Annotated in this window: 13 protein-coding genes, 2 tRNA genes and 1 rRNA gene; 5 read left to right on the top strand and 11 right to left on the bottom strand. The window is 50.6% G+C overall.

Annotation, left to right across the window (positions count from 1 at the left end; translation table 11 throughout):
- Window positions 1–18: 18 nt before the first annotated feature.
- From EYB31_RS19800 to EYB31_RS19780, 6 genes are all read right to left on the bottom strand, one after another.
- Window positions 19–486, bottom strand: a complete 468-nt coding sequence (locus EYB31_RS19800) for a hypothetical protein (protein WP_131015151.1) — start codon at window positions 484–486, stop codon at window positions 19–21.
- A 28-nt stretch (window positions 487–514) separates the two neighbouring features.
- The gene (locus EYB31_RS40275) at window positions 515–676 is read right to left on the bottom strand and encodes a hypothetical protein (RefSeq protein WP_165452500.1); all 162 of its coding nucleotides are present in this window, start codon (window positions 674–676) and stop codon (window positions 515–517) included.
- Window positions 677–742: 66 nt separating this feature from the next.
- Entirely contained in the window at window positions 743–1,483 is a 741-nt protein-coding gene (locus EYB31_RS19795) for a hypothetical protein (protein ID WP_131015150.1), read from the bottom strand.
- Between the two features lie 51 nt (window positions 1,484–1,534).
- Window positions 1,535–2,254, bottom strand: a complete 720-nt coding sequence (locus EYB31_RS19790; RefSeq protein WP_240762623.1) for a hypothetical protein — start codon at window positions 2,252–2,254, stop codon at window positions 1,535–1,537.
- Between the two features lie 284 nt (window positions 2,255–2,538).
- Window positions 2,539–3,408 carry a carbohydrate ABC transporter permease gene (locus tag EYB31_RS19785; protein ID WP_240762621.1) on the bottom strand — a complete coding sequence of 290 codons (870 nt, stop codon included), beginning with the start codon at window positions 3,406–3,408 and terminating at the stop codon, window positions 2,539–2,541.
- A gap of 22 nt (window positions 3,409–3,430) precedes the next feature.
- The gene (locus EYB31_RS19780; protein WP_131015149.1) at window positions 3,431–4,393 is read right to left on the bottom strand and encodes an ABC transporter permease; all 963 of its coding nucleotides are present in this window, start codon (window positions 4,391–4,393) and stop codon (window positions 3,431–3,433) included.
- Window positions 4,394–4,613: 220 nt separating this feature from the next.
- On the opposite strand from EYB31_RS19780, the gene EYB31_RS19775 reads away from it, so the two are divergent.
- From EYB31_RS19775 to EYB31_RS19760, 4 genes are all read left to right on the top strand, one after another.
- Window positions 4,614–6,758 (top strand): helix-turn-helix domain-containing protein, encoded by a 2,145-nt coding sequence (locus EYB31_RS19775; RefSeq protein ID WP_131015148.1) that lies wholly within the window; start codon window positions 4,614–4,616, stop codon window positions 6,756–6,758.
- Window positions 6,759–6,931: 173 nt separating this feature from the next.
- Window positions 6,932–8,467, top strand: a complete 1,536-nt coding sequence (locus tag EYB31_RS19770) for an extracellular solute-binding protein (protein WP_131015147.1) — start codon at window positions 6,932–6,934, stop codon at window positions 8,465–8,467.
- Window positions 8,468–8,559: 92 nt separating this feature from the next.
- Window positions 8,560–9,945 (top strand): polysaccharide lyase 11, encoded by a 1,386-nt coding sequence (locus EYB31_RS19765; RefSeq protein WP_131015146.1) that lies wholly within the window; start codon window positions 8,560–8,562, stop codon window positions 9,943–9,945.
- Window positions 9,946–10,268: 323 nt separating this feature from the next.
- Window positions 10,269–12,269 (top strand): rhamnogalacturonan lyase family protein, encoded by a 2,001-nt coding sequence (locus tag EYB31_RS19760; protein WP_131015145.1) that lies wholly within the window; start codon window positions 10,269–10,271, stop codon window positions 12,267–12,269.
- Window positions 12,270–12,433: 164 nt separating this feature from the next.
- Here the strand turns inward: EYB31_RS19760 and EYB31_RS19755 are convergent, their stop codons facing one another.
- A complete protein-coding gene (locus EYB31_RS19755) occupies window positions 12,434–14,410 on the bottom strand; it encodes an AraC family transcriptional regulator (protein WP_131015144.1) in 1,977 nt (658 codons plus the stop codon).
- A gap of 252 nt (window positions 14,411–14,662) precedes the next feature.
- Window positions 14,663–19,825 carry a X2-like carbohydrate binding domain-containing protein gene (locus tag EYB31_RS19750; RefSeq protein ID WP_131015143.1) on the bottom strand — a complete coding sequence of 1,721 codons (5,163 nt, stop codon included), beginning with the start codon at window positions 19,823–19,825 and terminating at the stop codon, window positions 14,663–14,665.
- Between the two features lie 267 nt (window positions 19,826–20,092).
- On the opposite strand from EYB31_RS19750, the gene EYB31_RS19745 reads away from it, so the two are divergent.
- Window positions 20,093–22,642 carry a winged helix-turn-helix domain-containing protein gene (locus EYB31_RS19745; protein ID WP_131015142.1) on the top strand — a complete coding sequence of 850 codons (2,550 nt, stop codon included), beginning with the start codon at window positions 20,093–20,095 and terminating at the stop codon, window positions 22,640–22,642.
- A 367-nt stretch (window positions 22,643–23,009) separates the two neighbouring features.
- Here EYB31_RS19745 and EYB31_RS19740 read toward each other — a convergent pair.
- The 3 genes from EYB31_RS19740 to EYB31_RS19730 form a co-directional block, all read right to left on the bottom strand.
- Window positions 23,010–23,093: transfer RNA gene (locus EYB31_RS19740), tRNA-Leu, on the bottom strand.
- Window positions 23,094–23,106: 13 nt separating this feature from the next.
- Window positions 23,107–23,188, bottom strand: a tRNA-Leu gene (locus EYB31_RS19735).
- A 62-nt stretch (window positions 23,189–23,250) separates the two neighbouring features.
- Window positions 23,251–23,478: ribosomal RNA gene (locus tag EYB31_RS19730) — 23S ribosomal RNA — on the bottom strand; the annotation flags it as partial.

Raw genomic sequence — 23,478 nt, 5'->3', positions numbered from 1 at the left:
CACCCCCTTTTATAAAAATTATTGTTCTGCAGCGGCCGCGCTGTTCAGCAGTTCACCTACTTGCTGACCGATCTGACGGCTATTTTCTTCGATCTTTCGGATGTATGCATTCATTTTTTCCAATTCCTTAGGATCAAAAGCATTAAGCACCTGCTCCAAAATATCAAGATCAATCAGCTTGCCGCAAACTTCAATCATCTCCTCTACCTTTGACGGAATAGCGGTCAAACTCGTAAAATGCCGAAGCAGCAGCATGTAATAGACAAACGTGATATTTTGCATCACGCTTGAATCAACATGATTCTTCTTCAACTGCTCCAGAATTTCTATATATTCGGCTAAGAAACGTTGAATGTTTGTTTTGGCGAAGCTTTTCTGAACAAATAAATAGTGACCTGATTTCAGCTCTACTTTTTCCCGGTCCCCGAACTGCTTGGCATGGGTTTGGCGAACGCTCGGAATTGTTAATGGTTTTGGCTTGGACATGATTTTTGCCTCCGATTTATTATGACAATCAATTATCAATCCGTTCGATAGTTTCTTCTAGCAGAGGTGTGGATAACAATTGGGTAATATGGACTAACGCCTCTGCTTCCTGAATGCCTTTTAACTCAACCCTATTTAAAAAGATGATCAGATTTTTTACCATCTGATCGGGAAGTTCATATTTAGCCATACTTACTCATCCTTCTTCGTTTAATAAAATGAAAGGGATAGGCGCTACGCCTATCCCTTGAAACGACTATTGATTGATGGGGAAACGAAGCACTTTGCCGACAGATGTCGATTGCTTCGGCTTAATGACGCGGAGATTAAACTGGCTTGTATTAGCCGAACGATCCGATTTCGCTTCAATTGTAAAAGCGCCGGTCGGCAGGGTGTTGTCAAACTGATATTGAATGCGGTTAATCGGGTTTTCCTGATTATCGATTTCGATCGTTTCCATTACGGCAATGACGCCTTTGGCAAACACGGCATTATCGATTGTAATAGTTTCAGTCTTTGCATTTGTGGCATATTGATAGGTTCTCACTTCAACCGTATCGCCGGCTTCTACACCGCTGGAAAAAGTCAGTTCCTTGCCCAAAAGCGCGTAGCTTGATGCTTCCAGCTTGACGCCGTTCTGATCATAAATGGCCAGCGTGTCAACGCTAAGCGGCGTCTGGTCTAAGGTCACTTTCACCGTTGTCGTGCCGGCCGCTTCATAGAACTTCGGCATAGCATAAGCAACGCCCGCGCCCGTTACAATGTCCTGACCGAGTTGTGCAGCCAGCCAGTCATATTTAAAGTCGACATCCGTCAACGTAATCGCAATATCCCGGTCGCTGTGCAGCACGCCGATCAATTGGTTGCCGCGGCCGCCGCGCACATCGGTTTCCTTTACTTTTACATCGATTTTCGCGTCCTGCAAAGTCGTTGTAGCAAAAACATTACCTTCCGAATCTTTGAGCAATACCTCATATACGTCTGCAATCAATGCCATTTAACATGACCTCCAAATAGTTTAATTAAGCAGTGTTTTTCAAGTACGCCGTTACTGCAGCGCTTTGTTTAAATTCGTCAGCTTATTCTTATCCACAAACAAGCTGTCATATGGATTTTCAAACATGTCAATTTGTTCGGCAAAATGCCGGATCGTTACGCCTGATGCACCTGCGCAAATTTGAGCAATATTGGTATGATAGTCTTTATCTTTAACGATTCTTTTGAAATCGGCGCTTAATTGGTAGATGCTTTGTTCGGCTAACTGTTCATAGGTTTTGCCCGTCAAGGCGGAAACAGTGGTAATCATGTCTTCCAACGTAATTTTCACTCCGCCCTTGGACTTAGCCTCCAGCACTTTGCCGGCCCATTCTTGAGCCAGCTTATTTTTAAAAATCTTTTGCTCAAACATGAGGTTTTGCTGCATGATCACCATTCTAACCTGTTCATAGTTGGAATGGTCGACCCTGCCTTTTTCGTCGATGCGAAAGTAATATTCATTTTCTTGAGACTGAAATATGACCTCTTTTCTGAAAACCAAAGATAATAACTTGACCATCGTTACTGCCAATTCGTCGTCAGGTATTGCATACATAAGCAGATCCAGCAATGCGAACGATTGAAAATGTTCACCGAAATGAGCTTTGGAAAAATAAAGGATTTGATTGCATTCTAGAAAGCTGTCATAATCCTTTAGTTTTATCGGGTATACATCGCCCGCGCCAGCCACCCATTCCGGTCTAGCAAAAATGAACTTTAGGGATTGCATCATCGGCCCTCCTTGCCGCCTCAATCTAGGCGGGGAGACCGATCCTCGCCAATCTTGCAGAAACAAAATAAGCGCCTGTCCGGCTGCTCATTGATCGATTACCTCTGCAGTAGGTAACGTTTGTTTCTGACTTGATTATAAAATAAGAACATATGTTCTAACAATTTATGTATTTTATTTCCATATTGTCCAATTTGTCAATCCATATGATACTCTCGTTCCCCACAAAATAAGTAAAGCGACACCCCGGATCAGTCCAAGGCATCGCTGATGGTTACTTCACACTCCTACCCCTTCACAGCCCCAACCATAACGCCTTTCACGAAAAACCGCTGAATAAACGGATACACCGCGATAATCGGCAGCGAAGCGAGGAAAATCGACGCCGTACGGATCGATAACGAAGATACCTCGCTCATCGCCGTCATATCGCCCATTAGCGCAGCCATTTCCATCTGGATCACCATATCCCGCAGAAACAGCTGCAGCACCTTAAGATCCGCCGAATTCGTATAAATGACCGCGTCCATAAAGGCGTTCCAATGGTGTACGGCGATAAACAGCCCAATCGTCATAATCGCAGGCAGCGACAGCGGCAAATAAATTTTGGCGAAAATGTAGATGTCGTTGGCTCCGTCCATCTTGGCCGATTCCTCGAGGCTGACCGGCACATTTTCAAAAAAGGTACGCAGCAAAATGACGTTCCACGTACTGATCGCCGACGGGATGACCAGCGCCCAGATCGTGTCGATCAGCCCTGTCGCTTTTACGATCAGAAATGTGGGCACGATACCGCCGTTAAACATCATCGTAATGATGATGTAGAGCATGAACATTTTGCGGCCAGGCAAATAACTGCGGGAAAGCGCATAAGCGATCGTCAGCTGCAGCAGCAGATTGACCGCAAGTCCGAGCACAGTCCGCAATACCGTGACCATAAATGAGTGCAGAAACAGCGCATTATCGAAAATAAGCCCGTACGCCTTCAGGTTAAACCCTTTCGGCCACAACATCAGCTCGCCTTCCTTGATCAGGTTCGAATCGCTGACAGAAGCAAGCATCACGTAATAAAACGGCAGGAAAGTCAGCAGGGCAAACGCCAGCAGCACCGCGCCGATCCACAAGTTGGCGGAAAACCGCATCGATTTTACAGACACAACCATCGCTCCTCTCTAGATGCTACCATAACGAAACCTCACTGAATTTACGGGCCAGCCGATTGGTGCTCCAGATCAGGAAGAAGCCAATAATAGACTGGAACAGCCCGATCGCTGCGGTCACGCTGAACTGCGCGCTCTGCAGCCCAATCCGGTAGATGTACGTGCTGAGCACATCCCCAACGTCATAGACGGACGCATTGTACAGGATATAAATTTGCTCGAAACCGACGTCCAGCAAATAGCCCACTTTTAAAATCAGCATGATGATCACCGTATTGCGGATACCCGGCAGCGTAATGTAAGCCAGCTTCTGCCAACGGTTCGCGCCGTCGATGGTCGCCGCCTCATATTGCTCCGGATCAATCGAGCTAAGCGCCGCCAAATAAATAATCGCCCCCCAACCCGACTCCTTCAGAATCGAAGAAAAAACGACGATCGGCCGGAAATACTCGGACTTGCTCATGAAAAACACCGGTTCCAGCCCAAGATGACGCAGCAAATTATTGACAAGGCCCTCATTGGGCGACAGCAGTTGAATAATAATGCCCCCGAACACAACCCACGATAAAAAGTGCGGGAAATAAACGACGGTTTGAATCGAGCGCTTGAACAGCACGCTCCTCATTTCATTGAGCAGCAGCGCCAAAATGACCGGCACGGGAAAAGCGAAAATCAGCTCGTACACGTTAATAACAAGTGTATTGCGGACAATCTGGTAAAAATCGCGGTTATGCAGCAAAAACTCAAAATGCTTCAGTCCGACCCATGGACTCCCCCAAATCCCTTTCGAAAAATTGTAATCCTTAAAAGCAATAATGACGCCGTACATCGGCAAATAACGGAAGATCAGATACCACAGCACTCCCGGCAATAACAACACATACAAATATTTGTGCTTATTGATCGCAGACCATGCTGCCGCGAGAGGCTTTCGGTGCGCCCGCTGCCATACTTCGCCTTGCGATTCCGTCAACGCTTTCATTTTTGCTCGCCTCCCTCACGAATGTTGACTCTCATTATAGAAGAGGCATGCGCCGCCGGAAATTTACATTATCCCGGATCGTGTATAAATTTTTGGACGCCGGCTTTCCATTTTTAGTGCCAAAGAAATATACCTTTAACCGGCATGTATAAAATGTTTATAATTGCTTTGATAGCGCTTACTATAGAAGTAGCGATGACGCTGCCGGGGGGAGATAAGATTGAATTTCGCCAAAACCAGGTTTTCGATCGGTAACCTCGTGCTGATGCTGCTCATTTTTTTATTTATCGCGGTGCTGGCATTTGCCGTGAGTCTGCTGAAAAACCAGTCCGCTGCGGAAGAACGGTTTATTGAATCGTTTCGCCAAACGCATGACAATCTGGTATCGGTCTCGATGATGCTCGAGAACCAGATCAACACCGTGTATTACCAGCTGACCTTGGATTATACGCTCAAGGAGTGGCTTGTTCAGCCGAAGCCCACCATTTCCAACATGGCGATGCTCGGAGAAATCCAGAACAACTCGCTGAAAATCATCAGCAGCAACCCGCTTGTGCTTTCCGTTTATATTTACAGCAAAGGCAGCTCGACCGTGCTGGCCACCAACCATGAATTCACATCGCTTGAACAGTTCCCGGACAAAGAGCTATTTACCCAATTTAATGAAAAAAACGGCCACTGGATCGGCAAACGACCGGAGAAAGCCGGCTACGGCAATCCGAAGGATATTCTCACATTTGTCGCCCCGCTGGGCGACAACGGCCTTGTCGCAATCAATGTCGACGAACGCAAGCTGTTTGCCGCAACACCCGACGCCAGCTACGGCATGATGCTGGTGGGCAAGAACGGCGGCGTGCTGACAACCCGTGAGGGAGCGGAGGTGAATATGGACACGCTCCAGCCAGAACGCCTGTTGGATGCAAAAGATTCGTCAAACCAGCCTATCGAAGCTGCCAACCAATATGTGCTCGTTTCCGACCATACAAGCGGAGAATGGACTTTCATCTCCGTTACCCCGCAAATCAAGCTTTCTCCAGCGTGGAAGCAGCGCCAAATCGAGCTTGTCTGCGCCTCCGCCCTGCTTGCCGGTCTGGCCGTATGGATTTACGCATTGGCGAGGCGGATTTATTTTCAGCCTATCCGCAAATTGGAGACGCATTATAATAAGAACCTCGAGGATTTGAAACACCACTTTACATTAAACGTGCTCACTGGCAAACTCAAGGAATCTGACATTCGCGACAAGCTGGCGGAGCTTTCCTTCCGTTTTCCTTCCGACCGCTGGATCGTCGTCTTATTCCAAATCGACAACTTCTACAATTACTTGCTCAGCATGAAGCAGGACGACCGGTTTTTCATGGATAAAACGATCTACAACGCAATCAAGTGGACGTTTATGACCACTTATTCCAGCTATCCGGCCAAAACTGAACTCGAAAAAGTGTCCATCCTCATTTCGGTGCCCGAAGGCACGGATGAAAGCACCATGCTGCAAAAGCTGGAACAAACGATTTGTTACCTGCAGAAAGAAATCGAAGACAATTGCAGCTTGACCGTATGCGCCGGCATCAGCCGCGTTCACGAAAGCTTGAATCACGCGCATACCGCCTACCATGAGGCCCTTAAGGCCGTGTCGTTTAAGGCCATTTACGGCAAACGAAGCATCATCCGTTACGTCGACGTCGCCGCTGCCGGCAAAACCGACGAAATCACGCCTCAGAGCGCCGATATCGACAAGTTGTGCAGCCCGCTCAAGGAAGGCAAACACATCGAATTCGAAGCCAATCTCCGCTCCATGCTGCAAGGGCTGCTGAGAGAGGAACGGTTCTCGATCGACCGGGTCAACGCCTTTTTCTCCAATGTGTTGTACGGCATCGTCAAGGTTACGCTGGAGCACCGTCTCGAGCTTGCCGACATTTTGCATGAGGACGTCTTTATGAAGATGTACAGCCATGAATTTGTTCAGGACAAAACCGAATATGTGATCCGGACTGCAAGCGCCGTATCCACGCATATTATGACAACTCGCAGTTCCCATAATAAAACGGTCCGGCTTGTGCTCGATTATATCGACGCCCATTTCGACGAGCCGATCTCGCTGACGACGATCTCCGAAACGCTTGGCATAAATTCTTCCTATATCAGCACGCTGATGAAACAGGAGCTTGGACACGGTTTTGTCGAGCATTTAAACCAGCTGCGCATCAAGAAAGCGCTGGAACTTCTGGAAAATCCGAATTTGGCGATCAAGACGGTTTCCGAGATGTGCGGCTACGATACGGTCCACTCGTTCATCCGCAACTTCAAGAAGCTGCATTTGTTCACTCCCAGCGAATACCGCAGTAAAATACTCGCCAAACGGTAATGTACAAAAAAATGAACATGCCATTTTCGAAAAGAATTTACACAAACAGAAATTTTATAAATTGTCAGATGGGGTTCCCGAAGCCACAATGGACCTAACCGTTCGCTTGATTGTGTGAAAGTTTACGTTCGGCGTTCGGATCAAGCCATTTTTCCCAAGAGGAGGAACATCGCATGAAAAGGGGCTCTCGCAAGCTGAAGACATTCGCTGTTGTTGCGGTTGGTGCGGTCACCGTTATAGCCGGCTGCAGCGGCGGCGAAAAACCGCAAGCCGGCGGAACCGGCGCGGCCGCGGACAGTCCGGCCAAAAACGCCGGTCCGTTCAAATTCAAGGTTATGTTCGATTACAATGTGGACCCGAAGGGAATGTCGCTCACGGACAATGAGTACATCCGCTATTTGAAGGAGAAAACCGGGGTGGAAGTTGTGCTGGATTCCCCCGGTACGGCAGGATACACCGACAAGCTGAACGTGCTGATGGCGTCGGGCAGCTATCCTGATGCTTTTGCCGTAGGCGACCGCGACCTGATCATGAAATATGCAAAGGACGATCTGCTGGCCGATCTCACCCCTTACATTAACGACACGGCCAAGTACCCTAACATCAAAAAGGTGATGCCTGCCGACTCATGGCTGCCGGTAACGGAAAAAGGCAAAGTGTTTGCCTTCCCGTACAGCCGCCCGGACGGTCTCAGCCAAGTGGTGTACATCAACAAGGTATGGCTCGACAAGCTGAAGCTGCCCATTCCGAAAACAATCGACGATTTTTACAATGTGATGAAAGCGTTCACCTTGGACGATCCTGACGGCAACGGCAAAAATGACACGTTTGGCCTGCTGACTTCCAACAATGTCGATAACGGTGCGCGTATTTTTAAAGCGGCGTTTAATGCGGAGGCTTATTCGATCCGTGACGGCAAAGTGACTCCGCCGGAAATCACCCCGGAGTACAAAACCTTTTTGAAATTTATGAACAAGCTGGTGAACGAAAAAATTCTCGATCCCGAGTTTCCTACCGTCACCACACCGATTTTTCAGCAAAAGTTCAAATCGCTCAAATACGGCGTCATCTCCGGCTTCTGGCATTACCCGTCGGGGCTGGAAATTCCCAAAGAAGTGATGAGCCAATACATTGCCTTGCAGCTTCCGGTGCAGCAGGACGGCAAACCTTCTTATTTCTCGTACCCGAGCCTGAACCGGCATTATATCGCGATCCCGAAAACAACCAAAAACATCGATCAGCTGATGAAGTTTATGGACTGGGCTGTATCTCCTGAGGGCATGAAATATTCGTTCCTCGGCGTACCGGATTTCAATTACAAGGAGACGGGCGGCAAAATCGAGCTGGCTCAGCAGCTGGCGCCGATCCACTGGTCGTTCTCCCTTGTCAGAACGGGGCAGCTCACCGACGATGTCAAAAAATATATCGGCGTCGTCTATCCGAAGGAAGCCGTCGACAATCTCGATCTGGCCGTGAAAATCGGCAAACCCGACATGCTGCGCGCGGCGCTGCCGTATTATCCCGAGCTGGCCGGATTCAATCTGAGCAAAATTACAAGCGAATATACAACCAAAGCAATTCTCGGCAACGCCGACGTGGATAAAACGTGGGACGACTACGTAAGCCGCTTTATGTCCGCAGGCGGAGAGAAGGCCATCCAGTTCTGGAGCAACTGGTATAACACGGAAGGCAAAAATATCGTGAAGTGAGTCACAACGTTCCGAGGCTATGTAGTCCCGTCTGAATGCGGATTGCGGCGGCCTCCGCTTTATAACTTTCATGTACAAGAGGAGCTGTTTTTATGACAAATTCGGTTCAATCAATTCAATTGGAGAAGGTGTTAGAGTTTTCGCTCGAACAGCAGCTTGGGCAGCTCAGAGCGATTCCCGTTCGTGCCGGAAGATCAGAACCTACGTTTCTTGCCGTGTACGCCGCCGATTTTGATGTCGACCCGTCGGTGAACATGTTTTTTTATCCAACCGATACGCTGAAAATGGCTTTATTTAACGCCTCCGGAGAAATCCTCTGGAAACGCGAGCTTGGCAAAACGGTCGTACCCGGCATCTGGTTTTGCCCGGTGTATGCTTTTGATCTCGATGGAGACGGCGTTGACGAAATCTGGTACGTCAACAACCTCAATGAACAGCATCCGTTTGCTTTGCCGTTTTATCGGCTGGAGCGGCTTGACGCGCAAACGGGACTAACGACCGGCCAATGGGAGTGGCCTAACGATGGCGGTAAAGCGGAGCCGCTCAGCTGCTCGTTCCGTCATTTTATCGTCGGCGGTTACGCCCATGGCGAACCGGTGCTTGTGACCGCGCAAGGGACGTATCAGAACTTGCGGCTTCAAGGCTGGAAGCCGGATATGACGCTCCGCTGGGAGCATTACATCGGCAAAGACGATCCCGGCGCGCGGGGCAGTCATATTACGCCGGTCATCGATTTGAACGGCGACGGTGTCGATGAGCTGCTGTGGGGTGAACGCTGCATCTCCCTGGATACAGGCAAAGAGCTGTTTTGCGCAGACCGCGACGTGTACCGCGGACACTCGGACGTCATTCAGCCGGTGCTCGACAACCGGACCGGCAAATGGTCGGTATTCACGGTCCGCGAATCGGATCCTGACGCCACGCCGCGGGTCGTGATGTTCGACGACCAGGGCGAACGTCTATGGGGCGACGTCGACCACGGGCATATGGATATCGGCTGGGCGGCGCGGCTGCAGGACGACCGCAGTCATGTGATGATGGCCATTCGCATCGGCGCCAAGACTTGCGGCCCCGACGGCCGCTTCCATCAAAACATGGACGAATTTGTCTATGACGCGGCAACGGGAACCCCGTATACGCTGCCGTTCAGCGTATACCGGACGATCCCGGTCGACCTGAACGGCGACGGCTACCACGAGCTCGTGAGGGGAATGCCGGCTGGCGACGGCGAGGTGTTCGACCGGCATGGAGTCAGCTTCGGCAACGTCGGCGGTACGGTGGCCATGGCTTCGAAGTTTCTCGACCTGCCGGGCGAGCAAATCCTCTCCTTCCGCCTCGACGGCACGGTAATGATGTGGGCCGACAAAAATGCCGTCGACTCGCCGGAGGCGCAAGCCCGCTACAGCCACCCGTATTATAAAGCGTGCCAACGGCTGTACGCGATCGGCTATAACTTGTACATCGTGGCCGGATTGTAACGGCTGTAGCGAGGCCGTCAAATAACCGATAACCATACCCGCCGCATAGAACGGATCGTCCATGCTGAAGGGTCTGTTATTTGCTCATAGCCTGTGCGTGCCGGGCTGTTGAATTCACATCCCCTATGCGGCTGGTTAACGGTTCGCTCGGAGCCCCTGCGTGGCCGGGCTGTAACGGTTCACATCTCATTACGCAGCTGATCGCTTACCCGACGCGCGCCCTACTGGCGCGCGTTGCGGTGTTGGCGGGGCTTCTTACGGGGGCGTCGCTACCGTAAAGCTTATCACGCATTTAAATCACCAATGTTTGGAGGATAACACCTATGATCACCGTTTTGCAGGATAACTTCAGTCAATTTGCCATCGGGCCTTTTCCCTACGATCCGAAACATTCCGCCATTGGGGAATATCACTATTATCCGTCGGAGGGCAACCACGGCGGTTGGCACGACCCTGTCGTCTATTACGGCTGGACCGGTCCGACCTGGATTGTTACGGAAGACGACGGCGTGAAATACATGGAGCAAACGCGCCCGCAAGCGGCGATTACCGCGCATTGGCCGCTGCTTGTCAAAGGTGAAGACAGCTGGCGGGACTACACACTGGAAGCGACAGTTCGGCCGCTCTCGACACGTTCGCACACCGGCATTCTGTTTCGGTACCAGCATGGCCGGCGTTACTACTTTCTGGGTTTTGAGGATAGGAAACTCGTGCTGCTGAAACGAGATCAAGCCGAAATCGCCGAATTGGCGTCCTTGCCGTTCGCTTATGATTGCGACAGCTTTTACAGGCTGCAGGTTGTCTGCTCCGGCTCCGCCCTCATTGCCTCTGTAGATGGCAACGAGCTGTTGCGCATTGAAGACACCTCCTACACGCACGGCAAAATCGGGCTGTCCTCGCGTATGCCCGCCCAATACGCTGACATTCACGTCGCCATGGAGGATGAACACCATAGGCAGTGGATCGATGCGGTACGCGCCGCTTCCTTGGAGCTGGCACAGCTTCGCAGCGAATATCCGCAGCCCCGCTTGTGGAAGACGATCGATTTCAAAAACTTCGGCACGGCAAGGCAAATCCGCTTCGGCCATCTGACAGGCGGCAGCAAACTGCACATCGTGCTGGCTCAACATCAAAAGCGCGGCCACAAGGATGCTTACGCTCACATCAGCTGTCTAACCGCCATTACGCTGGAAGGCGAAGTGCTGTGGCAGCTTGGCGAACCGAGTACAATCGATGACCACGCCTTACTCTCAGCCGATCTGCCGTTCCAAGTATGCGATATTGACGGCGACGGTTTCGATGAAGTGATCGTCGCGCGCAACTTTAAGTTAATGATTCTGGACGGCCGCACCGGCAAGGTCAAAAAATCTACACCGACGCCGCTTTCCTCCTCAACATCCAGTCCACTGTACAGCGTGCCGTATCGCGAGTATGCGTTCGACCGGATCAACGTCGACGCGATCCGTATTGCGAACTTCTCCGGCAAGACGTCGCCGACAGACATTTTGATCAAAGACCGTTACAGCCGCGTCTGGGTATACAACAGCGAGCTGCAGCCGCTCTGGTCGTTTCATGAAGGAATTACCGGGCATTTTCCTTATACGGCGGATGTCGACGGGGACGGCAAAGAGGAGATGTTCATCGGCTACCATTTAGTCGATCATGACGGCAAGCTGCTCTGGACGCTGCCTGTCGAGACCGATCACACCGATGAAATATTGATCGGCCATTGGGACCCGCAGCGCCCGGATCCGCTGATCGCCATCGCTTCCGGCGAGGAGGGATTTATGATCGCCGATATGAATGGCAAGCTGGTCCATAAACACATGATCGGCCATGCCCAACGCGTCAGCGCAGGCAACTACCGTCCCGATCTGGGCGGCTTGGAACTATGCGTATCTACCTTCTGGGGCGAGCAAGGCATCGTCTATTTCTTTGACGGCTCCGGCCGGCTGCTCCATCAATTCGAACCAACCTGCAACGGCAACTTGATCACGCCGGTTAACTGGACCGGCGACGGGCGCGACTTGGTGCTGCTGAACGGCAGCGTCCGGCACGGCGGCCTGATCGACGGACGCGGGCGGCGTGTCGTCACGTTCCCCGATGATGGACATCCCGAATTGTGTGCGGAGGTACTTAATTTGACCGGAGACGGCCGCGACGAAATCGTACTGTGGGACCCGCAATGTATGTACATTTATACGCAGGACCGCCCCGCTGACGCAAATCCTGTCGTTGTGCCGGATAAATACGCGCATTGCAATGCTTCGAATTACCGCGGGGAGTTTAATTACCCGAATCTCCTTCTGAAACAAACGGAATAGGAAACCAACATCTAACAACAGCGTATTGTTCCATCGTTAAACAATGCCATATAGGCAGCCAGATTGTGATATGCCTCCTGCTATGAAGGCAGGTCCATTAACGGACCTGCCTTCGTGTAGGGGATATTATGCCTTGAGAAACGAAACTAAGGCATCACCGTTCATTACTTCACCTCAAAATATGCGCTAAGCTCATCCAAAAGCAAATTGGCCGCTTTATATCCCCCTGCCGAATTCCATATCGCTTCGTCGACCTGCTTTATTTTTTGTGTCTTATACACGTTTAACTCCTTGAACAGCGGATCGTTCATCCACTGCTGGACAACGTCGGAGGCATCGGTTTTACCCGGAGTTTCCGTAACAAAACAGAACATCACATCCCCGTCCATATCGGGAATTCTTTCCTTGGTAACGACTTCGATGTTGCCGTCTTTATCTTGAGCGGCCGGCCGGGCGAATCCCAGCTGGCTCAACAAAGCACCCGAAAAGGTCAGCTTCTGATAAATACGCACCTGCGAAGCGGAGAATCGGACAACCGAGATGCGGGCTGACGTTTTGCTTCCCAGCTTAGCTTTGACGTCGGCAACACGTTGTTCAAAGGCGGCCAGCGCTTTGTCGCCTTCCTCTTTTTTATTGATCGCTTCCATATACAGTTTGAAATTGGTCTTCCAGTCTTCTCCCAGGTCCTCCGAAAACACAGTTGGCGCAATTCTTTTTAACTGCTCATACATTTTTTCCTGTCTCACTTTATTGCCTATGATCAAATCCGGCTTCAAAGTGGCGATGAGTTCCATATTCGGCTGCAGTTCATTGCCGAGAACCGTGACATCGTTCATCTCCGCCTTTATATGGTTGTACCATGGATCTCCGATCCAGGATTGTACGGCACCGATTGGCTTGACGCCTACAGCAAGCAGCGCTTCGGTTCCTTCATTGGTCAAAACGACAATACGTTTCGGGGTACCGATTATCGTCTGCTCCCCCATTGCGTGTTTGACGAGCCGAGGAGCGTCGATTCCCGCAGATAGTCCGGTTGGCGATGCCGCTGTCATCTCCTTGCTGTTTGCCGCAGCCGCTTCTTTTGTAGGTGTATGAATTGAAGCCGAACTGCCGGAACATGCGCTTAGCAGCAATGTCAAACAAATAAATAATACGGCCGCCATAGATGTTGCGGTTTTACCGTACATAGTAACGTCTCCTTTTCCGATATACTGATAACGATTCTCATAGTCATCAATATACCTTCGGAGCTTTCTTGAAACAATAGGATATATCGACAAGACGGATGGATTATTCCGACCGACACCCATATGGTGCGCCCATAACTTAAAGTCCTTGGGGGCAAAACCTGTGTATTTTTTAAAAATACGACTGAAATAATAGCTGTCGGCATAACCGACACTATCGGCAATTTCCTTTAAAGTAAGATCCGTATGTAATAAGCGCTCCTTGGCTTTATCCATTCGAAACTGAATCAAATAATCGATTGGACTTGCGCTCACCCGGTTTTTAAACATTCGCAGCAGCTGCCGTGTGCTGCAATCCAGCATTTCCGCCAAAGATTCGAGAGTGACAGGATCTTTATATCGTTCATGCATATAACGAATAGCCTGCTCCACAGGATCCGGTTTGGTGACCGAAATGGTTTGTTCATGCATCTGTCGCATCAGTTCGTATACAAATTGATAAAATATCGCTTTAACCTGCAGTTTGTCGAGCATATCGGGCTGACGCCAACTCTGGTACATCATTCCCATTCTATCGTATAAAAGACTAGGAGTATGTGGTATAAAGCCGTATTGCATTTGAAACGGATCATGCCTTTCCATCAGCTTTAATAGATCCTTTCGCCGCGGCACGGGCAACGTGGCCTTGTACATGACGATGAAATATTCCAAATGTTCATCCGGCCAAATCTCCAGATATAACCCCTTGCCGCCATGTGCGATATAATGCCTCTCGACTTGGCATTCGGAACCGTCGAGCCGCAATATGCCCCGGCCTTTTGCAACATAGATGAACGCACTGGCCGGCAGCCTGTAGGAATACAGCCCCCCCTTATGATCCATGACCATATGACGAACATCCATTAATTTGATAAAAGTATGATTCCACAACATGATATGGTCATCGAGGTTCATTGCTGTACTCCATTCCCTTCCGAAGAACAATAACATAACAACCATTATAAATGATAACTATTCTCAACAACAACCAAAGAGAGTAATTTGAACATAAAAAAACCTTTAACGCCATCTTTATCGGATGGTATTAAAGGTTTTTGCTGATGCGCTCGAGAGGACTCGAACCTCTACGGCTGTTACCGCGCAGTCTCCTGTCGGGGAACCACGCGCGGCAACACGATAATCAGTCAGCCGATTCAGGTCGGCATGCTACCTGCCCTCGTCAATGACATACTCCACGAATCGTTGCAGGATAGTTGAAGCTTCCGCGCGGGTCGCGTTTTCGGCAGGATCAAACCGATTGTTATCTTTTCCTTCCACAACACCGGTTTGCTGGATGGCTCTTACCGCATCTTGTGCCCATGAACTGATTTCGGCACCATCGGCAAAGGTGACGGCCTGCCGGTAAACAGGCAGCTTGTAGCCGGTAGTTTGGGCGAATCCCGCCATCATCACAGCCATCTGTTCACGCGTAATCGGACTGTCGGGACTGAACCGGTTATTGCCCACGCCCTGTACGATCTTGTTCTGCACCGCCCATTCGATATAGGGCATGGCAGGGTTAGTGCTTGAAACATCCGTGAAGCTGCTTTGCTTGTAGTCACTTATGTCGCCACCGGAGAGTTTACCCAACGCCATAAGGAAGTCCGCTCGAGTGATCGCCGTGCCCGGCGAGAAGTTTGCCGCACTTGTGCCAGCAATTAGCCCCCGGCTGACGACAAAATCAATCTTTTCCTTCGCCCAATGCTCCGCCGTATCGTTAAACGCCGGAGCCGGTTCCAGAACGCCCACTCCGTAAATGGACAAGCTGCTCCTGTTAAATACCAGCTTGCCATTGTCATAACGGGAACGGATCAAAAGCTGCGGCTTACCGTCTTTGTTTACATAGACGGGATAGATGTCGCCGGTCCTTTCACCCGAAGCAGCCTTGTAAGAGATACCCAATGTAACTGAGCCTTTTCCGAATTTGGTTACATACGCAGTCTGGCCGTCCTTCTGATAGCTGACGGTGAGCTCGTACACCGGGCGGACGCCGATCAGCGCGCCTGCCGCTTTGGACAGCTTAGTGACTGGACTGGCTGCGATCGTGACATCGCCCGATGCTTGAGACTTCATTTCCTGAATGACTACTGGGTCAAAGGAAAAGCTGACAAGCGAGGTGTTCACAGCAAAACGTTTCACACCTTCCTTTTCCAGCAGAGCAACGGTACCTTGCTCCAGCTTCACGCTGAAGCTGTTCCCGTTCGCACCGAACTGGATATAACAGACAATAGCGATGCCGTCAGCCATATTTCCTTTGTTCTGCGCTTCTTTTTTTGCCGCATCAATCCATGTTTTTATCTGCGCCTCCCTAATGATGACAGAAGCAACGCCGATCTGATCCGCCGTTGCGGTCAGGTTTACGGATACCACAGTGGGCTGACCGGGACTTTTGTCGATGGTGATGCTTGGTACGGCTTCGGACGAAGAACTATTTGCTCTCGAACCGCCACCAGAAGACGAGCCTCCGTTATAGCTCCAGTTGGCTGTGACGGTCACGTTTCGGCCTGGCATAATAAAGCTGGTTGTCGCGTTGCCTGCATTAGCGAAAGTTACGCCGTCTGTCGTAGTCCAACCGGTGAAGATATAGCCGCTTCGGCTCCCGGCATAGACGGAGACTGTCACACCTTCCGTATAACTGCCAGCCCCGGGGATCTCCGCATAACTGCCGCTTACCGTCAGGTTGTAGGCGGTTACGGGGATCGGCTCGAATATAGCTGTGACGGTCACGTTTCGGCCTGGCATGATAAAGCTGGTTGTCGCGCTGCTTGCATTAGTGAAGGTTACGCCGTCTGTCGAAGTCCAGCCGGTGAAGCTGTAGCCGCTTCGGCTTCCGGCATAGACGGTGACGGTCACGCCACTTGTGTAACTTCCGCTGCCGTTTGAGCCGATCCCGCCGTTCCCAATCGTAACGGTGTACTCACCCGGTGCTGTGAGCGTAACGATCTGCTCGGCACTCTTGAAGCTGGATGCCGTTGCTTTGACGCGAATCTGATAGGTGCCTGCCGAAAGGCCAGTAACTTCCGTACCCGTTATATCTGTCCATGTACCGCTTGCCGACTTATATTCCATCGCGGTTGTAACGCCTGTAAGCTCACCTGTGCCGCCAACGGTTGTCGGGTTCACGCCGGTTGCAGTCGGAGTTGCCGGTCTTGCAGGGACGGCAAGGTTTTGGGCGGCGCTATCGACCGTGGTCGTTCCGTCGCCCTTCTTCACGATAGCGATGGCCGCTCCAAGGTAACTCGCAACATCCAGCTTGCCCCCGACAGGAGATACCGGAGTACCGCCGATCGTGTAGCCACCGCCGTCTTCGAAGCCTGTAAGCTCTTCATTAACGTAATCGATCGCAATCGTCGGCGTAGCCTCCACTCCCGGTGTCGTGTCGCTGATCATAAAGATCAACGTCTGATTCGCCCCCGCGCTAAACGTGAATGTCAAGCTTGTTATTCCTAGCAGCTGCGCAGCCAGATAACTCTTCAGAATCGTCACTGTATCGCCCGCGCCCGTCACCGTGTAGTCGGTGCTGGACACAAGCGCAGTGCCTCCGTTGCTGATACCAGCCAACGTGTTACCGTTTAGCGACAGCGTCGTCACCACATCCGACTGCGCGGAAGTCTTCTTATCGAAGCTGACTATATCCGGGCTGATCGTGCTGTTCGACGGTGTTGTGTCGTCGATCGTAATCGTCAGCGTCTGAGCCGCTCCGCCGCTGAACGCGAACGTCAGGCTTGCGGTTCCTTCCGGCTGTGTGGCTAGATAGCTCATCTGGATAATCACCGTGTTGCCCGTAATCACGTAATCCGTTCCGGATATGAGCTCGTGCGTTTCATTGCTGATTCCTTCCAACGTGTTGCCGTTCAGCATCAGCGTCGTGTCTACATCGGCTTGCGCAGACACCTTCTTATCGAAGCTGCCTGTATTCGGGCTGATCGTGCTGTTCAGCGCTGAATTATCCAGTACGAAGCGGTTGGATACCGCGTATACCCCATTGCCTGCCGTATCCTTTCCTTGAACGTGCAAGTACCAATCCCCATCTACGCCTGCTTTCGTCAATGTACGGCTATTACTCAACCGTTGCCAGCCTTCTGTTGGTCTAGTAGTTTTACTTTGCGTCCACACATATTCCAGCGTGGAGTCTACCAGCCCGCTGCCGCCGCTGTCGGCAACCGTTGCCGTTACCGAAGCCTCCCGTGCCGATGATTCGTTGCCATTCGGACTGAAGGAAACCGTTGGCGCCGTCCTATCAATATTAACCGTATATGGAGCGATCAAGCTATTCCCAAGAGAATCGGTCACTTTAAACTCGCCAGAGTTCATACCGTCAGTGAAGAAAAATATTAGAGTCCCAGCAGTATAATTCCCTTGATCTTCTCCGTTCAACGACCAAGTAAAGGAGGCAATCGTCTCGCCTGCTTTGGTTTCTGCCGTAGCGGTTACCCGGACAGAGCTGTTCGTCCATTCCCCGCTTGAATAATCGCCGCCGCCAGTCACCTTCACCTTTGTTATCGTCAGCTTTAAATCACTCTTGGAGATTTTTACGGTGCGACTGACGGTTTGCACATTGCCTATCGCATCGCTTGCCTGAAGGATAACCGTGTGAATCCCCGGATCAGATATCGTGATAGGACCTGAATAATTCGTCCATGTCTTACCGCCGTCAAGTGTATACTTAACTGTTACAGTAGCGCTTAGCGCATCAATCGCTGCGGCGGTTATGACGACATCCTTGTTTGACCAGGTATCTTCCAGATAGTCATCCCCGCCCTCCGTCTCCTTCTGCATCGTCACGCTTAACACCGGAGCCGTGTTATCAATCAAGAACGGTTCCGACGTCACGTTCACCCCATTCCCTGCATAATCCTTAGCCCGGATGTGCAAATACCAGCTCCCATCTGCACCGACGTACGTGAATTGCGCGAGTTGTGTATAGGGAAGGAGAGAGAAGCTGGCCCACCCGCTGGCGGGAGCAGAAGCCGTTTGTGTCCAAGCATATTCCAATGTAGACCCATCAATACCACTCGTCGCATCTGTGACCTGGACGACGGTCGTAATCGTTCTTAATGGTGTTGTACTGCCACTACCATTGGGAGAGAAGGTTACAGACGGAGGAACCCGATCGCGCGACACCGTTAGCATATAGGTTTTGGGTGCCTTCATATAAGGTTCTACTCGAACCTTGATCACAGCTCCGGTAGCCGGAACCGACACGGCGACCGTGGAGCCGCTTGTTTGCGGTTGATCATTGATATACAGCGCGGAATAGGCAGAGTCCTTCAAAACTGCGTTGATATGGACGCTTGTTGCCCCCGGGGCGATGTCATACTGATACGAAGTGCCGGAGGGAGAGAACGCGGGGGAAGGGGCACCCTCCGTAATCGTCAAACTACTCAACTCATTGTTACCTGGCACCGATGTTTGCGATCCCCAACTGACGACGGTGCCATCACGTTTCAATGCCAGGGAGTGGTTGACACCCGCTGCTATCGCTACAACATCCGTAAGTCCGGCTGGCGGGGTTGCTTTCCCATTCGTATTATTCCCCCAGCCGACAACCGTGCCATCATTCTTCAACGCCAATGCGTGCGTACTATTGGCCGATATGGCTGTGATACCCGTCAGGCCCGACACACCCAGGATACCGTTCCCGTTATATTCTTGCCCCCAGGCAGCAACCGTACCATCCGACTTTAATGCCAGTGCATACATGTATCCGGCATCAATAGCGACCACATTAGACAAATTTGCGGGCTTGCTTGTCGCGCCGCCCCCGTTCGACCCCCAATCGACGACCGTGCCGTTAAATTTTAAAGCCATCGAATAATAAGTGCCTGCCGCCACCTTGGTGACCGCAGCCTGCGCATCAGTCGGCACGGCCGATTGTCCATCCCCGTTGAGCCCCCATCCGATTACCGTACCGGTACCGCTGATAACGCTTGATTTCGATACCATCAAGGTGTGGCTGCCTGCTGCTGCCATGGAGATGACATTGTTCAGGCCATTAGGTATATTCGTCTCGCCTAAGTTATTACTTCCCCAAGCAACAACCGTGCCGTTCGATTTGCGAGCCAGAAAGGTGGTGTCTTTGGCGTAAATCTCTACCACGTCTGTTAGCCCCTCGGGCGGCTTGGCCCAACCGGCGACCTGGTCTCCCCATGCGATGACGGTGCCGTCCGACTTCAAGGCGATGGAATTATTCTGAGCCGCTGCGATCTGAGTCACTTTAACCGTAGTCGTTGCCGCTCTTGCCGTCTCCGCAGTCGACATCCATCCCAGCACCGTGACAACGGACAAGAGCGCCGCCAGCAATCGCGGAATTCGTTTGTATGGATTCATATCCTTTTCCTCCAGCTTTCCCACCTATGTTTAAGCGTTTGGCAAATCCCAAAATACGTTTCTCATTATAGCTATATCAGCCAAAACAACAATCAGCCTTGTATGAGCTTTTTCAAAAAAACTTTTTATAAAAATGCTTATTTTCTCGATAAGTATGATACTATTCATTTAAGAATACTGATTTTCATTTGAATTTCTTCATACAAGAATTAAATCTTTCGTATGATCTATAGAAAAATATATTATCCTGAGTAGGAGGAGGGGGTTATGAACAGCCATTTGTTAAACGAAAAATTCATACCGGAAAAACTACCTGATATTTGCGTGCCAAGGCCTGCACTTCTGAATACATTCCATCAATATGCTCAAAAAAGAGTCATCCTGGTGTCCGCACCCGCCGGTTTTGGTAAAACGGTGTCCACCCTTCTTTGGCTTGCGGCTTCAGGAAGAAAAAGCATTTGGATCAGTCTGGATGAATATGATAATTCTCCGATTGTTTTCTACAAGCTGCTTTGCACCGGGCTGCTGTCCGCTTCCCCTGACAACAAGGTTATAGCGGAGCTGCTTAGAAATCCGGACTTCACCGTCTCGCCGGTAGAGCATACCATCAACTTTTTATCGCACCTTGATTTTGGCTCCGCATCTTACGCATTGGTGCTTGACGGCACACACCTGATTACGGACAGGGAGATCCGTAAATCCCTTCCTTATATCCTAAAACGTCTGCCCCTTTCCTTGGTCACATTGCTTCTGACCCGTGAGGAGCATACCGAGTACATGGAGTCCCCGATCAGCGAAGGAAGGGCCGCCCGGATTACCTCCGGGGAGCTGATCTTCTCCGAGCTTGAAATACAGAAATATTTCAAAGCCTACGGCCATTACATTACACCGGAGGAAGCCCTTGCAGTCAAAGACGTCACCGGCGGCTGGGCTATCGGCGTGCACGTAGTCGCCAGGAACGGACAGTTGGAGCCAGGGGGAAAACTTGATCATTCTTTATACCCATATATGAGACGTCATATCTGGGATCCATTTGACAGGGACTTGCAGCAGTTCATGCTGATGACCTGTGTAGTAGATGAAATGACCGCAGCGCTTGCAAATCGTCTGACCGGCAGAGAGGACAGCGAAGCTCATCTGGACAGGCTCTGTGCCGCCAACTCCTTTGTCAGTCGTACAGATGGGGGGCAGCACTATCGTTACTACCATATCTTTTTACAATTTTTGAGGAATGTGCTGGAAGAAGATACGAGCTTGGATAAGGACGAGCTTTATAGCTCCACCGCTGCCTACTATCGGGAAAGAGGGGAGTATTACAGCAGCATACGTTTTGCGGTGAAAGCGAAAGATTTCGAAGCCCTTACCATCGACATGCTGGAAATGTCCGAATACAGCACCCAAGGCGGTGCGGTATCCGCCCGCGTTGCCATGCAGGACCTTCATCTTTTGGGAGACAGCATTCCAGAGAATTTTACGGAGAATGAATCTTATCTTTTAATTAGCCAGTGCTGGTACTATTATCTGCTTGGCGATGCACAGCGGTTTTGCACCTATCTGGATCAGTTATACGCCAAGCTGCCCGAAATCATGGAACAACATAAGACATTCATCAGATATGGACTGTTTATGAGATCCATCGATTTTCGCCGCCCGATCTTCAGTGTGTCCGATCTGCTAACCTCCGAAATTATTGATGTCGTCGTCCGAAGCACCTCCAGAGCGACCACTCTGATGAATGCGCTGCCTTTTATTCACCGCTGTCACCGGGATTACTCGGACTTTGCATCGGACATTGAAGAAAAAACGCGCAAAGCGGAGCCGGTATTTACCGTCCTGCTCGGTAGGCTCAACACGTACATGGCTCATGCGCTGCGCGCCATGCTTTATTATGAAAGGAATATGTTGAAGGAGGCAAAAGCCTGCTGTGACCTTGCGGTATCCATATTGCCGCGAGAGTTTGTGGGCGAGCCCAGCTTCAGCGCAGCCCTTACGCAGGCAATTATTTTGTCCGCTCTTGGCCAAAAGGCGGAGGCAGAGGAGAAGCTCGCTGAGGTTCAAGCGGGGGTTCTAGAGCAAAACAACAGCCACCTGCTGCCGAATTTCAAGGCGTATGAAACCAGAGTACGCCTGTCTGACGGAGATAAGCATGCGGCCTCCGAATGGTTCGAACAGTATTTTGTGACCCCCGTCAAAGATTTGGAGCTGTATAAAATCACCCAGCATTTCACGACGGCCAGAGCCTATATGGTGCTTGCAAAATCAGACGAAGCCATGCGCTATATTATCAGGCTGAAAAAACTGGGCGAAGATTTTCAACGGCCGCTTGATATCGCAGAAGCCGACGTTTTGAAGGCAATCCTTGAATGGGCACTGGGCAAACGCCAGGAAGCGCAGCATACGCTGGAGTTTGCACTTTCCGCCGCCCAAGAATACGGTTATGTGCGGATATTTGCGGAGGAAGGTGCGGCAGTCTTGCCTATTCTTCGCAAAATATCCCTCAAAGTAGAGAAGAAAAGCTACACAGGAACGCTGAAAGCAAAATATATACATGAGGTCACCTTTGCCGCTTACGAACAATCCAAACGAAAAAAAGGACTTGCTATCCAATTGAATCCAAAAGCAGTGAGATTATCCAAGCAGCAAAAACATATTCTGGGTTTGCTTGCAAAGGGGTATAAATACAAAGAAATTGTGGAGTATACCGGGCTTACTATACATACGGTCAAATCCCATGCCTCCGCTGCCTACGGCAAACTGGATGTGAATAATTCCATGGACGCCGTGCTGAAAGCACGAGAGCTTGGACTTATGGAATAAAATCCATTTGCAATTAAGCTTCGACGAAATCACCTTGAAGAGCAGTTTTTGGAAAACGTACTACGATTAAATCAAGTCCGCCCGTTGAACCGGTGGGCTTGACTTAAATAGGTAGTATATGTTGTCTTAGTCGATCATACCAGGTTGCCGCAGCATACGGATGAACTGTCGCAACTTGCATGTTCGTTGCAACACCTTCGTGACTACATCCCATCTGCTCCCATGCTAGTCATAATCCAACCCTGAGAGTACCGAAAAATCAATTCATACGCCAATTTTCATGCGATGTTAGTAAAATGTTAGCAAAACAGTCCAAAAAATAAATCAAGGGCTTCAACCCGAAGGATGAAACCCTTGATTTTATTGATGCGCTCGAGAGGACTCGAACCTCCACGGCTGTTACCCCACTAGAACCTGAATCTAGCGCGTCTGCCAATTCCGCCACGAACGCAAATTATAAATGATGCGGTTGAGAGGACTCGAACCTCCACGGGCGAAGCCCACCACCCCCTCAAGATGGCGTGTCTGCCATTCCACCACAACCGCATAAAGAAATCGAGGGATGGTTGTTCCCTGAAAACCGGATGCGAATCAACTTCAGCATAATATTGGTTAAGCCCTCGACCGATTAGTATTCGTCAGCTGCACACGTTGCCGCGCTTCCACCCCGAACCTATCTACCTCGTCGTCTACAAGGGGTCTTACTAATTGGGAAATCTCATCTTGAGGGGGGCTTCACGCTTAGATGCTTTCAGCGCTTATCCCTTCCGTACTTGGCTATCCAGCCGTGCCTCTGGCGAGACAACTGGTACACCAGCGGTACGTCCATCCCGGTC

Source organism: Paenibacillus thalictri (genome assembly GCF_004307995.1).
In the GTDB taxonomy this organism is placed as follows: domain Bacteria; phylum Bacillota; class Bacilli; order Paenibacillales; family NBRC-103111; genus Paenibacillus_AF; species Paenibacillus_AF thalictri.
Note: the sequence above shows the minus strand (reverse complement) of the source record. Positions and strands in the feature narration are given on the sequence as shown.

Bases quoted from the DNA above. Each gene is read 5' to 3' on its own strand.
- EYB31_RS19760 (WP_131015145.1), top strand. From the start codon at position 10,269: ATGATCACCGTTTTGCAGGATAACTTCAGTCAATTTGCCATCGGGCCT.
- EYB31_RS19800 (WP_131015151.1), bottom strand. From the start codon at position 486: ATGTCCAAGCCAAAACCATTAACAATTCCGAGCGTTCGCCAAACCCAT.
- EYB31_RS19780 (WP_131015149.1), bottom strand. From the start codon at position 4,393: ATGAAAGCGTTGACGGAATCGCAAGGCGAAGTATGGCAGCGGGCGCAC.
- EYB31_RS19770 (WP_131015147.1), top strand. From the start codon at position 6,932: ATGAAAAGGGGCTCTCGCAAGCTGAAGACATTCGCTGTTGTTGCGGTT.
- EYB31_RS19790 (WP_240762623.1), bottom strand. From the start codon at position 2,254: ATGATGCAATCCCTAAAGTTCATTTTTGCTAGACCGGAATGGGTGGCT.
- EYB31_RS19745 (WP_131015142.1), top strand. From the start codon at position 20,093: ATGAACAGCCATTTGTTAAACGAAAAATTCATACCGGAAAAACTACCT.
- EYB31_RS19765 (WP_131015146.1), top strand. From the start codon at position 8,560: ATGACAAATTCGGTTCAATCAATTCAATTGGAGAAGGTGTTAGAGTTT.
- EYB31_RS19755 (WP_131015144.1), bottom strand. From the start codon at position 14,410: ATGAACCTCGATGACCATATCATGTTGTGGAATCATACTTTTATCAAA.
- EYB31_RS19795 (WP_131015150.1), bottom strand. From the start codon at position 1,483: ATGGCATTGATTGCAGACGTATATGAGGTATTGCTCAAAGATTCGGAA.
- EYB31_RS19750 (WP_131015143.1), bottom strand. From the start codon at position 19,825: ATGAATCCATACAAACGAATTCCGCGATTGCTGGCGGCGCTCTTGTCC.
- EYB31_RS40275 (WP_165452500.1), bottom strand. From the start codon at position 676: ATGGCTAAATATGAACTTCCCGATCAGATGGTAAAAAATCTGATCATC.